The organism is Rhizobium sp. WYCCWR10014 (assembly GCF_001657485.1).
GTDB lineage: Bacteria > Pseudomonadota > Alphaproteobacteria > Rhizobiales > Rhizobiaceae > Rhizobium.
Window position 1 is genome coordinate 76,902 of sequence record NZ_LXFU01000045.1, and the last position, 15,386, is coordinate 92,287.

Here is a 15,386-nt window from a genome sequence, read left to right on the forward strand (position 1 = left end):
CCTTCAATGCAAGCCCGCTCATTTCGCCGAGGTCGACCACCAGGCATCGGGGAAGCCTAGGCTATAGGCCGGGAATTCTGCGGGATGGGTGATCGTGTTCCAATAGACGATGTTCTGGGTACCGCGGTAGAACAGCGGGATCACGTAATGGTTTGCAAGCAGTACCCTGTCCATCGCCTTGATCGCCGCGACCTGTTCATCGCGGTTCGGCGCGAAGATGATCATGCGGATGAGCTCATCGACGGCCGGATTGGCGATGCCTGCGTAATTTTGAGACCCCTGCTGATTGACCGAACCGGATCCCCAATAGTCGGCTTGCTCGTTGCCAGGGTTCATCGACTGCGCCCAGACATTCCAGATCATGTCGTAATCGAAGCTGCGTTCACGATTGACGGCTTGCGAGGCATCGACCGTCCGCACGCGCGCATCTATGCCAATTTTCTTCAGATTGCTGGCGTAAGGCACCGCCCAGCGCTCCAGCATCGGGCTCGACAACAGGATCTCGAAGCTCATCGGCTGGCCGGTCTTGGTATTGACCATCCGATTGCCCTTGATCTCCCAGTTGGCTTCTTTGAGAAGAGCAATTGCCTTGCGGAGGTTATCGCGGCTCTTCTGCGGATCGCCACCGACCGGATTGGCATAGGGCGTGGTGAAGATTTCTGCCGGCACCTTATCCTTTATGCCCTGCAGAATTTCCAGCTCTCTGCCCTGCGGAAGGCCGGAGGAGGCGAGTTCGGTGTTCCAGAAATAGCTGTCGATGCGCTTGTAGCTGTTGAAGGCAACCGTGCGGTTCAGCTCCTCAAAATCCAGACCATAGTTCAGCGCCTCGCGGACCCTGATGTCCTTGAAGAGGTCACGTCGCATGTTGGGTACGAGAGCCTGCATGATAGCGGTGGCTCGCAGCGGGTTTGCAACCTCCTCTTTCTTGACACGTCCTTCCTTCACTGCCGGAAAATCATATCCCGTCGCCCAGCGGGCAGCCGTGGTTTCCTGCCAGTAGTCGCTGTTCCCGGCGCGAAAGGCCTCGAACTCGACATCCCGATCCCCGAAATACGTGTAGTTGACGTTGCGGAAATTGTTCTGGCCGACATTCACATTGAGGTCCTTGCCCCAATAGTCGTCACGTAGTTCATAGCGGATTGTCGCGCCTGGCGAGAAGGAAGCAATCTTGTAGGGTCCCGAACCCATCACGGGCTCGAGCGTCGTCTTTGAAATATCGCGTGGCTTGCCGCCCGGCCCCTGCCCCTCCCACCAATGTTTCGGCACGACCACCAACTGGCCGAGAATATTCGGGAGCTCCCGGTTGTTCTTCTCGTCGAAGGTGAAGGTGACGTCGCGATCGCCGGTCTTTTCGGCCTTCGCGACGTGGCGGTAATAGTTCGCCGTGAGGGGATTTAATTCCTTCGTCTTATCCAGACTGAAGATGACATCCTCGGGCGTTACCGGCTGACCATCCGCCCATTTCGCTTCCTTGCGCAGGCGGAAGGTCGCGCTCGAGACGTCGGTGGGAAAAGACAATCCCTCGGCAAGCAGACCGTAGGAGACGAGCAGCTCGTCGTCGGCGGGCTTCATCAGCGTGTCGTAAACGAGCGTCAAGCCCACTGCCGCCTGGCCTTTGGCGAGCAGCGGGTTGAAGGTGTCGAAGGCGCCGCTTGCGGAGAGGCGCAGGTCTCCGCCTTTCGGTGCATCGGGATTGACGTAGTCGAAGTGCGCAAAGCCCGGCTTGTACTTCATCTCGCTGATGACCGAGCTTCCGATCAGAAACGGCTGGTTCTGAGCCGTTGCCGTCATTGGCGCCAAGGCACCCGCAAGCGATAGAAACAAACCGATCTTCGACCACAGAGCCGCCATTCACGCTTTCCCCTGATTATTGATGGGTTCGACAATACGAAAAATACGGGCGAAAAACAGGAGAGAGTTTGGTTTTTGCCGGGCGCGCGAAATTTTGAGCCACCGGCTCGCTTGAAGGCGTCACCTCTTCGAGCCGCCTTCGCAACATGCGGCGCAACTCTGCGGCGATCCGTCACCGCCGCTTCCCATCGGCAGCCAAAACATCGATTCACCAAAATTGCTTTTCACGATAGATTCGATCGCAAATCACTTCGGCAGCGGCTCAAGGGAACAGTATGGCTTTCGGCTTCGCTCAGGCTTTCAGGACATTCGGCAAACTGACGCTTGCCGGCGCAATCGGCGCAAGCCTTGCCGCCGGCGACGTCGGCGCCCAGCAGAAGACGCCGAGCCCGGGCAGCGCCAAAGGGCAATTCGGCGCCGTCGGCCTGCCGACGCAGGGACCGGCACAGCCGATCGGCTTTTACGCAAAGGGCTGCATGACGGGTGCGGTGGCGCTGCCGACCGACGGGCCGACCTGGCAGGCGATGCGGCTTTCGCGCAACCGCCGCTGGGGCAATCCGGCGATGATCGCGCTGCTCGAACGTCTTTCGCAGGACGGGGTCAAATATGCCGGCTGGCCGGGCATTCTCGTCGGCGACATTGCGCAGCCGCGTGGCGGACCGATGCTGAACGGCCATGCCTCGCACCAGATCGGTCTTGATGCCGACATCTGGTTTACGCCGATGCCGGCGCGCCGCATGACGGCCGAGGAGCGCCAGGATCTGCCCTTCACCACCATGCTGCAGAAGGGCAAGTTCCTGACCGTCGACCCCAGGGTGTGGACGCAAGCGCACGCGCGGCTGCTGATGCTGGCGGCAAGCTATCCCGAGGTGGAGCGTATCTTCGTCAATCCGGCGATCAAGAAGAAGATGTGCGATACCTGGACCGGCGACCGCACCAATCTCGGCAAGCTCCGGCCGGAATACGGCCATGACTCGCATTTCCACATCCGCATCAAATGCCCTCCCGGTGCCAAGGGATGCAAGCCGCAGGCCCCAGTCGTTGCCGGCGACGGCTGCGACAAGTCGCTCGCCTGGTGGTTCACGCCGGCGCCCTGGGCACCGCCGAAACCGCCGAAGCCCGGCGCCAAGCCGCCGAAGCCGCCGCGCGAGATGATGGTCTCCGACCTGCCAAAGGCCTGTGCCGCCGTGCTCGATGCTGCTTCCGTCGCCTCGATGCAGGCCGCCACCTATGGCGGACCTTCCGCCGCAAGCGCGCTCACCTCTGCTCCGGCCGCAGCGCCTGCCGCCGACGCCGATGGAGCACTGCCCGATGTCGGCCCGGTTCCGAATGACAAGCCGGCGATACAATGATCGAGGCCCTGGGACCGGGGCCGGGATCCGCTGTCTTTCAAATCGCAAATTCTTGGTATAAAGCGGTCAAATCGATTGAATTTCTCGGGCGGAGGGGTTGATGGCCGGCGGCAAATGCCTTGCATTGATTGCGCATGACCAGAAGAAGGACGACATGGCGGATTTCGCCCGCGCCAACAGGGACATTCTCTCCCATTGGAAGATCGTCGCCACCGGCACCACCGGTGGGCGCGTGCTCGACGCTGCCCCCGACCTCAACGTTACGAGGCTGAAAAGCGGGCCGCTCGGCGGCGACCAGCAGATCGGCGCGCTGATTTCGACCGGCGAGGTCGATGCCCTGATCTTCTTTGTCGATCCCTTGACGCCGATGCCGCACGATGTCGACGTGAAGGCGCTGATGCGGCTGGCGATCGTCTATGATATCCCGATGGCGCTCAACCACGCGACCGCTATAAAACTCCTTCCCACACTCGAAGCCTGATCAGCACGGAACCGGCCATGCCAAAACCGAACAACAGCACCGCTCCGATGCCTTTCCCGATCCTGATCGGCGATATTGGCGGCACGAATGCCCGCTTTTCCATCCTGAGCGATGCCTATGCCGAGCCGAAGCAGTTTCCGAACGTGCGCACGGCGGATTTCGCCACGATCGACGAAGCGATCCAGCAAGGTGTACTCGACAAGACTGCCGTGCAGCCGCGCTCGGCGATCCTCGCCGTCGCCGGCCCGATTAACGACGACGAGATCCCGCTGACCAATTGCGACTGGGTGGTGCGGCCGAAGACGATGATCGAGGGCCTCGGCATGGAGGATGTGCTCGTCGTCAACGATTTCGAGGCGCAGGCGCTGGCAATCGCCGCGCTTTCAGATGAGAACCGCGAACGGATCGGCGACGCCACCGGCGACATGATTGCCTCCCGCGTCGTGCTCGGACCCGGCACCGGCCTCGGCGTCGGCGGGCTCGTGCATGCCCAGCACAGCTGGATCCCGGTTCCCGGCGAAGGCGGCCATGTCGATCTCGGGCCGCGCAGCAAGCGCGATTACGAACTCTTTCCCCATATCGAGACGATCGAAGGCCGCGTTTCGGCTGAGCAGATCCTCTGCGGCCGCGGTCTCGTCAACCTCTACCACGCCATCTGCGTGGTCGACGGCATCGAGCCGACGATGAAGGATCCCGCCGACATCACCTCGCACGCGCTTGCCGGCAGCGACAAGGAAGCCATAGAGACCGTCTCGTTGTTTGCCACCTATCTCGGCCGCGTGGCGGGCGACATGGCGATGGTGTTCATGGCGCGCGGCGGCGTCTATCTCTCCGGCGGGATCTCGCAGAAGATCATCCCGGCGCTGAAGAAGCCGGAATTCCGCATCGCCTTCGAGGACAAGGCGCCGCATACGGCGCTGCTTCGCACCATCCCGACCTATGTGGTGACACATCCGCTGGCGGCGCTTGCCGGGCTTTCCTCCTATGCGCGCATGCCGGCGAATTTCGGCGTCTCGACGGAAGGCCGCCGCTGGCGGCGCTAGGCCCGGCACGCAAAGCAATAGAGCGTCGCTGGCGTGCCCTATGCGGGCGCGTGGCGCTCTAGCCAAACCGGTCCCAACTCTTTATAGACCCCGGCAAAAGTGCGTGTCGCCCTCGCGGGGCGCTTGGTCCGAGACAGGAAACCCTATTTGGAAGCGGCGGAAAGCAGAACGCAGAGCGTCAGCAGCGATACCGTAACCGGCATCCTGAAGCGCATCATCGCTGAAAACGGCCGCGACCATCTGTGGGGCTATGTCTTTGCGATTGCCTGCCTCATCGTGGTGGCGCTTTCGACGGCGTTTACCGCCTGGATCATGCGGGCGATCATCGACGAGGCCTTCGCCAATCGGCGCGCCGACGTCGTCTGGATCATCTGTCTTTCGATCTTCATCGCCTTCGTGCTGCGCGGTTTTGCGAGCTATGGCCAGGCAGTGGCGCTGTCCAGGGTCGGCAACGATATCGTTGCCCGTTACCAGCGCCGGCTCTATGCGCATCTGATGACGCTTTCGGTCGGTTTCTTCAGCGAGGCGCGCTCGGCCCATATCGCCGCGCAGGTGAGCCAGAATGTCAGCGGCATCCGCGACGTGCTCAACCTGACGATCACCTCGACGGTGCGCGACCTGCTGACCTTCGTTTCGCTGCTCGCCGTGATGATCATCCAGGATCCGCTGCTCAGCCTTGCCGTGTTCATCATGGCGCCGCCGCTGCTTTATGCACTGCGCTATGTTTCCAAGCGGCTGCGCTCGGCGACCCGCGAGGCCGTGCATCTGAACAGCCACGTTCTCGGCGCCATGCAGGAGACGATCCAAGGCATCGCCATCGTGAAAGCCTTCACGATGGAAGAAGAACTGGAGCGCAAGGTCAACAAACTCATCAAGGGCGCCGAAAGCCGAGCCAACCGGATTGCCCGGCTTTCCGAACGCACGTCTCCTCTGACGGAGAGTTTCGCGGGCTTTGCCGTCGCCAGCGTGCTTGCCTATGCCGCCTACCGCTCGATCTACTTTAATGTGCCACCCGGCGCCTTCTTCTCCTTCGTCACGGCGCTGCTGCTTGCCTATGACCCTGCCCGCCGGCTTGCCCGCCTGCAGGTTCAGATGGAGCGCGCCGTCGTCAATGCGCGGATGATCTACGAGTTGCTCGACATGGAACCGCGTCAGCGCGACCTGCCGGATGCCCGGCCGCTGACGGTGACGCAGGCGAGGATCGAATTCCGCAATGTTTCCTTCGCCTATGGCAATGAGAGCGTGCTCAGCGGCGTGAGCTTCATCGCCGAGGGCGGCGCGACCACAGCGCTGGTCGGCCCCTCGGGCGCCGGCAAATCCACCGTCATCAGCCTCATTCCGCGCTTCTACGATCCGCGCGAAGGCGAAATCCTGATCGACGGACAGGACATCGCCCACATCACCAAGAAGTCGCTGCGCCAGCAGCTCGCCTATGTCTCGCAGCAGCCCTATCTGTTCGAGGGCACGATCCGGGACAATATCCGCTATGGCCGGCCGGAAGCGACCGATGCCGAGGTTGAAGAGGCGGCGCGGCTTGCCTATGCGCATGACTTCATCTCAGCACAGCCGCAGGGTTACGAGACGCCGGTCGGCGAAAACGGCGTGACGCTTTCGGGCGGCCAGCGCCAGCGGCTGTCGATCGCGCGCGCCCTGGTGCGCAATGCGCCGATCCTGCTTCTCGACGAGGCGACCTCGGCCCTCGACACCGAATCCGAAGCCGCCGTGCAGAAGGCGCTCGACGAAGCGATGAGCGGACGCACCGTCGTCGTCATCGCCCACCGGCTTTCGACCGTGGTGCGTGCCGACAAGATCGTCGTGATGCAGCAGGGTCGCGTCGTCGAAGAAGGCAATCACGAGACGCTTGCGAAGGTCAGCGACGGTCTTTACGCTCGCCTCAACAACCTGCAGAGGCCTTCGGCCTCCGATTCAAACTGATCTGGCGAGACTGACATGAGCGATGCTGCGATGAAACTGGTGGTGGTTGGCGCAGCAGGACGCATGGGGCAGACGCTGATCCGGCTCATCCATTCGATCGAGGGCGTGAACCTGCATGCCGCGGTCGAGCGCGCCGGCTCGCCCTTCGTCGGCAAGGATGCCGGCGAAATCGCCGGTCTCGGCCCGACCGGTGTCGTCATCGGCGACGATCCGCTCAACGCTTTTCTCGATGCCGAAGGCGTGCTCGACTTCACCTCGCCTGCTGCAACAGTGGAATTCTCAGGCCTAGCCGCGCAGGCCCGCATCGTCCATATCGTCGGCACGACGGGCTGTTTACCCGACGACAATGCCAAGATCGCCGCGGCGGCCCGCCATGCCCGCATCGTCAAGTCTGGCAATATGAGCCTTGGGGTCAATCTGCTCAGCGTGCTCGCAGAGCAGGCAGCGCGTGCGCTCGATCCTGATGACTGGGATATCGAGATCCTGGAAATGCACCACAAGCACAAGGTGGATGCGCCTTCCGGCACCGCCCTTCTTTTCGGCGAGGCCGCGGCAAAGGGGCGCGGAATCGATCTGGCCTCGAAGTCGGTCCGGGTGCGCGACGGCCATACCGGCGCCCGCCAGGCGGGCACCATCGGTTTTGCGACGCTGCGCGGCGGCTCCATCATCGGCGAGCATTCCGTGCTTTTTGCCGGAGAAGGTGAAATCGTCACCCTGTCGCACAGTGCGGCCGACCGCTCGATCTTTGCGCGTGGCGCCATCAAGGCGGCCCTTTGGGCACGCGACAAGAAGCCGGGTCTCTATTCCATGCTCGACGTGCTCGGGCTTTCTTCCTCTTAACGATACTACGGAGGCATATTCATGAGCGGTACCCTCGTCCTCGTTCGCCACGGCCAGAGTGACTGGAACCTGAAGAATCTCTTCACCGGCTGGAAGGATCCCGATCTGACCGAGCTCGGCGTCCAGGAAGCCAATGCAGGCGGAGCGGCGCTTGCCGAATACGGGATCAAATTCGATGTCGCCTACACCTCGGTACTGGTGCGTGCGCAGCACACGCTGAAGCTCATCCTCGACAAGGTCGGCCAGCCCGATCTCCTGACGATCCGCGACCAGGCGCTGAACGAGCGCGACTATGGCGATCTCTCCGGCCTCAACAAGGACGATGCCCGCGCCAAATGGGGCGAGGAACAGGTGCATATCTGGCGCCGCTCCTATGACGTGCCGCCTCCCGGCGGTGAAAGCCTGCGTGACACCGGCGCTCGCGTCTGGCCCTACTACCTCACCGAGATCCTGCCGCGCGTGCTCAGGGGCGAGAAGGTGCTGGTCGCCGCACACGGCAATTCGCTGCGCTCGCTGGTGATGGTGCTCGACAAGCTGAGCAAAGAAGGCGTTCTCGCCCTCAACCTCGCGACCGGCGTGCCGATGGTCTACAAGCTGAAGGCGGATTCCACCGTCGCTTCCAAGGAAGTGCTCGGCGATATGTCGGGCGCACATTGATCTCAGTTGATCTTTCCCCGCTTCGGCGGGGAAAGGCGCTCAATTCTCGATCGTGAACTGCACCCGGTCAGCCGCGAAGCGGCTGATCGAATATTGCACAGGTACACCCTCAAGATCGGTATTCATCGCCTTGGCGATCAGAAGGATCGCGCCGGGGGTGAGTTCGAGATCGGCCATATCGGCCGCACTTGCATGGGCGGCCGTCACCTCGGTCGTGGCGCGGACATAATCCGGCAGGCCGAGTTCGGCGAAAGCCTTGGTGATCGATTCCCCCGTCCGATAAGCTTCGCCGATACCGGCGAAGCGTTCGGCGGGAAACCAGCTCGTCGCCCTTGAAACCGGCCGCTTGTCTGCCTGGCGCAATGTTTCCAGGCGGATCACCTGTTCTCCCGGCTTCAAGCCCAGCCAGCGGGCGATCTCGGCACTCGCTTCTTCCTTGGCCTCATCGAGCAGCAGGCCGCGCATTTCACGCGCCTGATCGCCGATGCCGGCGGTGAAGCGCGTGCGCCTGGTGATCGGGAAATTCAGCCGCTCCTTGCGCTCGATCAGCGTGCCGCGACCTTGTACCGCACGGACGATACCTTCCTGCGCCAGCGCCGCCAGCGCGCTGCGCACCGTATGCCGGTTGACGCCGAATTGCAGCGCCAGCACGGTTTCCGGCGGCACCATTCCCGTTTCGTCATAGGCTCCGCTGCTGATTGCCTCGCGAATCCGATCGGCGATCTGGCGCCAGAGCGCTACGCCGGTTTGCCTTTGCACCTGCTTCAATCCCGCCATTTCACCCCTGCCCTGCCATTTCACGCCTCCTTTGCGCGTCTTAAAAGACGCGCGGCGCTGTCGGATGTCACACGCTTGTCACGACATCGATTTAGAGCTAAGTATATCTTGTATGGTTGTCTATATCAATAGACATTTTGAGGGAAGCGGCGATGATATCAGCGGACAGGAAAGACGCTGCGTTACAGACGGCATCTGGGCGCAAACGCGCCGCCGATCTGCTGGCGCGTGCGGAGCGCAGCGAACTCTCAGCGGTCTTCGATGCGCTGCCGGAAAAGCCTGTGGCCCATCAGGTGCGCGGACCCGAGACCGGGCTGGTGATGGTTCGTGGACGCATCGGCGGCGGCGGCGCTCCCTTCAATCTCGGCGAAGTGACCATGACGCGGGCCACGGTCCGGCTCGACTCCGGCTCGGTCGGCCATGCACAGGCGCTCGGCACCGACCGTGAGAAGGCCAGGCTTGCGGCAATCTTCGACGCGCTCTGGCAGGAGGACGCGACGAAGGATTTCGTCGAACAGGCACTGCTTTTACCGATCGCCGAGCGGATCGCCGATGCCGAACGCCGCAAGGCGGACGAGACGGCGGCAACCCGCGTCGATTTCTTCACCATGGTGCGGGGAGACAACTGATGGGCCTGAAGACAGAAGCTCTGACCGGCGGCTTTGCCGAGCCGGTCTTCCATGCCCAAAGCGTCTTCAAGATGCTGATGGACGGCATGGCCCGCCCCGGCACGATCCAGACCGTTCAGCCCGACGTCGCTCCGCCGGCACCGCTCGGCATCGCCGCCGGCACGATCGCGCTGACGCTTTGCGACCACGACACGCCCGCTTGGCTTTCCCAGGGACTGGTGAGATCCGCCGTGCCGGAGTGGCTCGGCTTCCATACCGGCGCGCCGTTGACCACCGAAAAGGCCGAGGCGCGCTTTGCCTTCACCGAGGCCGGCACCGCACTTTCCTCCTTCGGCCTTTTTGCATCAGGCACGCAGGAATATCCCGACCGCTCGACGACTGTTGTCATCGAACTCGCAGAACTCGAGGGCGGCCGCAGGCTGGCGCTGATGGGTCCCGGCATCCAGAGCGTGGCGGAGATGGCGCCCATCGGCCTGCCGGAGACCTTCATGCGGCTCTGGACCGAGAACCGTGCGCTCTTTCCGCGCGGCGTCGACATCGTGCTGACGGCGGGCAAGCGTTTCCTCTGCCTGCCGCGCACCACCAAGATCACAGCAACGGAGATCTGAGCTCATGTATGTTGCCGTCAAGGGTGGCGAGGCCGCCATCACCAATGCCCACCGCCTGCTGGCCGACCGCCGCCGCGGCGACCGTTCGCTGCCGGCAATCGGTATCGAACAGATCGTCGCGCAACTGGCGCTCGCCGTCGACCGCGTCATGGCCGAGGCATCGCTTTTCGACCGCACGCTCGCAGCCCTCGCCATCCGCCAATCGCGCGGCGATATGATCGAGGCGATCTTCCTGCTGCGCGCCTACCGCACGACGCTGCCGCGTTTCGGCTATTCGAAGCCACTCGACACGGCTGATATGACGATCGAGCGCCGCATCTCGGCGACCTACAAGGACCTGCCGGGCGGCCAGCTTCTTGGGCCCACCTTCGACTATACCCACCGGCTGCTCGACCCCTCGCTGCTTTCTGACGAGGCGGTCGAGACGCCCACTCAGCGCGCAGCCGAGACCGGCCGTGTCATGCGCGTCTCCGAGATCCTCGGCGATGAGGGCCTGATCGAGGCCGACGGCGACATGCCTGAAGATCATGAGATCGGCGACCTGACCCGCGAGCCGATGGAATTCCCGATGACCCGGGATCTCCGCCTGCAGGCGCTTGCCCGCGGCGACGAGGGCTTCCTGCTGGCCCTCGGTTATTCCACCCAGCGCGGCTATGGCCGCAACCACCCCTTCACCGGCGAAATCCGCATCGGCGACGTCGAGGTGGAATTCGATGTGCCGGAACTCGGTTTCGCCGTCTCGCTCGGCACGATCCAGATCACCGAATGCCAGATGGTCAACCAGTTCAAGGGTTCGGCCAAGGCGCCGCCGCAATTCACCCGCGGCTACGGCCTGGTCTTCGGCCAGAGCGAGCGCAAGGCGATGGCGATGTCGCTGGTCGACCGGGCGCTTCGCGCCGAAGAGCTCGGCGAGGATATCACCGCGCCGGCACAGGACGAGGAATTCGTCATCTCGCACTCCGACAACGTCCAGGCGACGGGCTTCGTCGAGCACCTGAAGCTTCCGCATTATGTGGACTTCCAGGCCGAACTCGATCTCGTCCGCCGCATGCGCCGCGAATTCGAAGCCGCCCGCAATGGTGGCGAAGACATGAAGGAAGCCGCCGAATGACCGATCTGGCCAGCTACAACTTCGCCTATCTCGACGAACAGACCAAGCGGATGATCCGCCGCGCCATCCTGAAAGCGATCGCCATTCCCGGCTATCAGGTGCCCTTCGCCTCGCGCGAAATGCCGATGCCCTATGGCTGGGGCACCGGCGGTGTGCAGGTGACGGCCTCGATCATCGGACCTGATGACGTGCTGAAGGTTATCGACCAGGGTGCCGACGACACGACCAACGCCGTTTCCATCCGCGCTTTCTTCCAGAAGGTCGCCAACGTCGCGGTGACGACGCATACCAAGGATGCGACGATCATCCAGACGCGCCACCGCATTCCCGAGGAAAAGCTCGGGGTCGGGCAGGTGCTCGTCTACCAGGTGCCGATCCCCGAGCCGCTGCGCTTCCTCGAGCCGCGCGAGACCGAGACGCGCAAGATGCACGCTCTCGAAGAATACGGCCTCATGCACGTGAAGCTCTACGAGGATATCGCCCATAACGGCCGCATCTCGCGGACTTACGCCTATCCGGTGAAGGTCCACGGCCGCTATGTCATGGACCCGTCGCCGACGCCGAAATTCGACAATCCGAAGATGCATATGTCGGACGCACTGCAGCTCTTCGGCGCCGGACGCGAAAAGCGCATCTATGCGGTGCCGCCCTATACCGACGTCGTCAGCCTGGATTTCGAGGATTATCCCTTCGATATCCAGCGTTTCGATAGGCCCTGCGCCCTTTGCGGCGCCGAGGATGTCTATCTCGACGAAGTGGTTCTCGACGACAAGGGCGGGCGAATGTTCGTCTGCTCCGACACCGATCATTGCGAAGACCGCCGCGCGCACGGACATGCCGGCGAGATGCTGGCCCGGGAGGCTGCAGAATGAGCGATACGCCCCTCCTCAAAGTCCATGACGTTTCGAAATTCTACGGCAACCGCATCGGCTGCCGCGACGTCTCCTTCGAGCTCTGGCCCGGCGAAGTGCTCGCCATTGTCGGTGAATCCGGCTCCGGCAAGACGACGCTGCTCAACTGCCTCTCCACCCGGCTGCTGCCGAGCACCGGCAGCGTCGAATATCATATGCGCGACGGCAGCTACCGCGACCTCTATCGGATGAACGAGGCCGAGCGGCGTTTCCTGATGCGCACCGACTGGGGCTTCGTGCATCAGAACCCGGCCGACGGCCTGCGCATGACCGTCTCTGCCGGCGCCAATGTCGGCGAACGGCTGATGGCGATCGGCGACCGGCACTATGGCAAGATCCGCGCTTCGGCGATCGACTGGCTGGAGCGCGTCGAGATCGACGCCGACCGCATCGACGACCAGCCGCGCGCCTTTTCCGGCGGCATGCGCCAGCGATTGCAGATCGCCCGCAACCTCGTCACCGGTCCGCGCCTCGTCTTCATGGACGAGCCGACCGGCGGCCTCGACGTCTCGGTGCAGGCGCGCCTGCTCGATCTCGTGCGCGGCCTCGTCAACGATCTCGGTCTTTCGGCCATCATCGTCACCCACGATCTCGCCGTCGCCCGCCTGCTCTCGCACCGGATGATGGTGATGAAGGACGGCTACGTCATCGAACACGGGCTCACCGACCGCGTGCTCGACGACCCGCGCGAACCCTATACGCAGCTGCTCGTCTCCTCGATCCTGCAGGTCTGAGGGAAGCGCAGAACCGCTCCAACCTTTTGTTTTTACGCAATTCCGGACGGAAAACCGCTTCACACTTTTCCTGGAATTGCTCTAGAAAGAAGAAATCATGGCAACGCCCCTCGTCGTTTCCGAAGTCTCGAAGAGCTTCACCATGCATCTGCGCGACGGCATCAAGCTACCTGTCGTCTCCGATGTCGCCTTCTCCGTCGCATCGGGCGAATGCGTCGTGCTCGGTGGCCCATCGGGCATCGGCAAGAGCTCGCTGCTCAAGATGATCTACGGCAATTATGCCGTCGACACCGGCCAGATCCTCATTCGCCACGACGGACGCATCGTCGATCTCGCTTCCACTGATCCGCGTACCGTGCTCAACGTCCGCCGGAATACGCTCGGTTATGTCAGCCAGTTCCTGCGCACCGTGCCGCGCGTCGCGGCGATCGACGTGGTTGCCGAACCGCTGGTGGCACGCGGCGAGGACGCCGTCACGGCGCGGGAAAAGGCGGGCGCCCTGCTTGCCAGGCTCAACCTGCCGGAAACGCTCTGGCAGCTTCCGCCCGCCACCTTCTCCGGCGGCGAGCAGCAACGCGTCAACATCGCACGCGGCTTCATCACCGAGCACACGATTTTGCTTCTCGATGAGCCCACGGCCTCGCTCGATGCCAGGAACCGTGCCGTCGTCGTCGGCATGATCGCAGAAAAGAAGAAGGCGGGTGTGGCCCTTCTCGGCATTTTCCACGACGAAGAAGTGCGCGAAGCTGTCGCCGACCGTATCCTCGACGTCCAGCAGTTTTCACCCAGAAAGATCGCTGCATGAGCCGCAAGCTGGGTATCGAGCCCTATTTTCATGAGACGGCATCCGTCAGCGATTCCACCTTCGGGCGCTATACGGAGGTCTCGGAACGCTGCCGCATCAGCGAGGCCAGCTTCGGCGACTATTCCTACATCATGCAGGACGGCTCCGTCTGGTGTGCGACGATCGGCAAATTCGTCAATATCGCCGCCGCCGTGCGCATCAACGCCACCAACCATCCGACCTGGCGCGCGACGCTGCATCATTTCACCTATCGCGCCGCCGACTACTGGCCGGACGGCGACATGGAAACGGACTTCTTCGCCTGGCGGCGCGCAAACCGCGTGACGATCGGCAACGACGTCTGGATCGGCCACGGGGCGACGATCCTGCCCGGCGTCAACGTCGGCAACGGCGCGGTGATCGGGGCCGGCGCCGTCGTCTCGAAGGACGTCGCGGCCTATGCGATCGTCGGCGGCGTACCGGCCAAGCTCATCCGCGAGCGCTTTCCAAGAGAGGTCGGCGAACGGATGGACAGGCTTTGCTGGTGGGACTGGGAGCACGACCGGCTGCGCCAGGCGCTCCAGGATTTTCGCAACCTGGACGCGGAAGATTTCCTGTCCCGCTACGGCGGTTAAAACCCCCGATATAGGGGCGAAGAATTGTGACAGGACTTACACAAATATGACATGCGAGGTTCATCAAGCGGGACTAATGCGATGCTGACCAAGGCCTGGATCGCAAGGGAAGAGCATGATGTTCGAGCTGAAGAATGTCACACGTCGTTTCGGAAAAAAGCTCGCTGTCGATTCCGTCACGCTGGCCATTCCCCAAGGCCAGATGGTCGGCATCATCGGCCGCTCCGGTGCCGGCAAGTCGACGCTGCTGCGCATGATCAACCGCCTTCAGGAGCCGAGCTCCGGCTCCGTTCATTTTGCCGGCGTCGAGGTCTCCGGGCTTCGCGGCCAGGCGTTGCGCAACTGGCAGCGCGACTGCGCGATGATTTTCCAGCAGTTCAACCTGGTGCCGCGCCTCGACGTCCTCACCAATGTCATGCTCGGCCGCCTCAATCATCGATCGACGCTTATGAGCCTGCTCAATATCTTCACCCGCGAGGAACGCGTGCATGCCATCGCGGCACTCGAACGCCTCGGCATCGAGCAGACGGCGCTGCAGGCAGCCGGGACGCTTTCCGGCGGCCAGCAGCAGCGCGTGGCGATCGCCCGCGCGCTGATGCAGAACCCGAAAATGGTTCTCGCCGACGAGCCGATCGCCTCGCTCGATCCGCTGAACGCCAAGATCGTCATGGATGCGTTGCGCGACATCAACGAGCGCGAGGGCATCACCGTCATCACCAACCTTCACACGCTCGACACCGCCCGCAACTATTGTGAGCGCATCGTCGGCATGGCCGGCGGCCGTGTCGTCTTCGACGGCAAGCCCTCGGAGCTGACCGCCGAAGCGGTGAAGGAAATCTACGGGACGGACAAGGACGGCGCCGGCATCGACGAAACGGTGACCTCGACCTCAATCAATATCGCCCCCGAGCGGGCAGACAATCAATCCGCCGGCACCCAACCGCTGGCGCTGGCCGGTCTCTGAGAGAGCCGGCTGCGATCGAGAGCCCGCGTCAAGGGCACACTTCTTCGTAACGGGAAGGCCGGGGACACCGGTCA

General features: G+C 62.9%; 16 protein-coding genes. 14 read left to right on the plus strand and 2 right to left on the minus strand.

Translation table 11 applies throughout. The features are described from left to right. Positions 1-18: 18 nt before the first annotated feature. Positions 19-1,851 (minus strand): extracellular solute-binding protein, encoded by a 1,833-nt coding sequence (locus tag A6U98_RS24335; protein ID WP_064653486.1) that lies wholly within the window; start codon positions 1,849-1,851, stop codon positions 19-21. Positions 1,852-2,126: 275 nt separating this feature from the next. Between A6U98_RS24335 and mepA the strand changes: the two genes are divergently transcribed. The 6 genes from mepA to A6U98_RS24365 all read left to right on the plus strand — a co-directional run bounded on the left by mepA (position 2,127) and on the right by A6U98_RS24365 (position 8,159). Next, positions 2,127-3,203 (plus strand): penicillin-insensitive murein endopeptidase, encoded by a 1,077-nt coding sequence (gene mepA / locus A6U98_RS24340; RefSeq protein ID WP_064653488.1) that lies wholly within the window; start codon positions 2,127-2,129, stop codon positions 3,201-3,203. A gap of 100 nt (positions 3,204-3,303) precedes the next feature. Next, positions 3,304-3,684: a methylglyoxal synthase gene (locus A6U98_RS24345; protein WP_003544432.1), complete on the plus strand. Its 381-nt coding sequence runs from the start codon at positions 3,304-3,306 to the stop codon at positions 3,682-3,684. Positions 3,685-3,701: 17 nt separating this feature from the next. Further along, positions 3,702-4,727, plus strand: coding sequence for a glucokinase (locus tag A6U98_RS24350; RefSeq protein ID WP_064653490.1), 1,026 nt, complete (start codon positions 3,702-3,704; stop codon positions 4,725-4,727). A 147-nt stretch (positions 4,728-4,874) separates the two neighbouring features. Beyond that, positions 4,875-6,662 carry an ABC transporter ATP-binding protein gene (locus A6U98_RS24355; RefSeq protein ID WP_064653492.1) on the plus strand — a complete coding sequence of 596 codons (1,788 nt, stop codon included), beginning with the start codon at positions 4,875-4,877 and terminating at the stop codon, positions 6,660-6,662. A gap of 15 nt (positions 6,663-6,677) precedes the next feature. After that, complete coding sequence (gene dapB, locus A6U98_RS24360; RefSeq protein ID WP_064653493.1) at positions 6,678-7,502, plus strand: 4-hydroxy-tetrahydrodipicolinate reductase; 825 nt, start codon at positions 6,678-6,680, stop codon at positions 7,500-7,502. A 21-nt stretch (positions 7,503-7,523) separates the two neighbouring features. Then, positions 7,524-8,159, plus strand: coding sequence for a 2,3-bisphosphoglycerate-dependent phosphoglycerate mutase (locus A6U98_RS24365; RefSeq protein ID WP_024323194.1), 636 nt, complete (start codon positions 7,524-7,526; stop codon positions 8,157-8,159). A gap of 39 nt (positions 8,160-8,198) precedes the next feature. Here the strand turns inward: A6U98_RS24365 and phnF are convergent, their stop codons facing one another. After that, positions 8,199-8,936 (minus strand): phosphonate metabolism transcriptional regulator PhnF, encoded by a 738-nt coding sequence (gene phnF / locus A6U98_RS24370; protein WP_064653495.1) that lies wholly within the window; start codon positions 8,934-8,936, stop codon positions 8,199-8,201. 152 nt (positions 8,937-9,088) lie between these two features. On the opposite strand from phnF, the gene phnG reads away from it, so the two are divergent. The 8 genes from phnG to phnC all read left to right on the plus strand — a co-directional run bounded on the left by phnG (position 9,089) and on the right by phnC (position 15,312). Next, positions 9,089-9,565: a phosphonate C-P lyase system protein PhnG gene (gene phnG / locus A6U98_RS24375; RefSeq protein WP_064653497.1), complete on the plus strand. Its 477-nt coding sequence runs from the start codon at positions 9,089-9,091 to the stop codon at positions 9,563-9,565. Next, positions 9,565-10,173 (plus strand): phosphonate C-P lyase system protein PhnH, encoded by a 609-nt coding sequence (gene phnH / locus A6U98_RS24380; protein WP_064653499.1) that lies wholly within the window; start codon positions 9,565-9,567, stop codon positions 10,171-10,173. Before phnG ends, phnH begins: the two co-directional genes overlap by 1 nt. A 4-nt stretch (positions 10,174-10,177) precedes the next feature. Continuing rightward, on the plus strand, positions 10,178-11,284 hold the full coding sequence (locus A6U98_RS24385; protein ID WP_064653501.1) for a carbon-phosphorus lyase complex subunit PhnI: 1,107 nt from the start codon (positions 10,178-10,180) through the stop codon (positions 11,282-11,284). Further along, complete coding sequence (locus A6U98_RS24390; RefSeq protein WP_064653503.1) at positions 11,281-12,156, plus strand: alpha-D-ribose 1-methylphosphonate 5-phosphate C-P-lyase PhnJ; 876 nt, start codon at positions 11,281-11,283, stop codon at positions 12,154-12,156. The genes A6U98_RS24385 and A6U98_RS24390 overlap by 4 nt, the downstream gene beginning before the upstream one ends. Further along, positions 12,153-12,929 carry a phosphonate C-P lyase system protein PhnK gene (gene phnK / locus A6U98_RS24395; RefSeq protein WP_003544413.1) on the plus strand — a complete coding sequence of 259 codons (777 nt, stop codon included), beginning with the start codon at positions 12,153-12,155 and terminating at the stop codon, positions 12,927-12,929. Before A6U98_RS24390 ends, phnK begins: the two co-directional genes overlap by 4 nt. Positions 12,930-13,026: 97 nt before the next feature. Continuing rightward, entirely contained in the window at positions 13,027-13,734 is a 708-nt protein-coding gene (gene phnL, locus A6U98_RS24400) for a phosphonate C-P lyase system protein PhnL (RefSeq protein ID WP_003544411.1), read from the plus strand. Then, on the plus strand, positions 13,731-14,348 hold the full coding sequence (locus A6U98_RS24405) for a DapH/DapD/GlmU-related protein (RefSeq protein WP_064653504.1): 618 nt from the start codon (positions 13,731-13,733) through the stop codon (positions 14,346-14,348). The genes phnL and A6U98_RS24405 overlap by 4 nt, the downstream gene beginning before the upstream one ends. Before the next feature lie 118 nt (positions 14,349-14,466). Further along, positions 14,467-15,312: a phosphonate ABC transporter ATP-binding protein gene (phnC, locus tag A6U98_RS24410; RefSeq protein WP_032997667.1), complete on the plus strand. Its 846-nt coding sequence runs from the start codon at positions 14,467-14,469 to the stop codon at positions 15,310-15,312. Positions 15,313-15,386 lie beyond the last annotated feature (74 nt).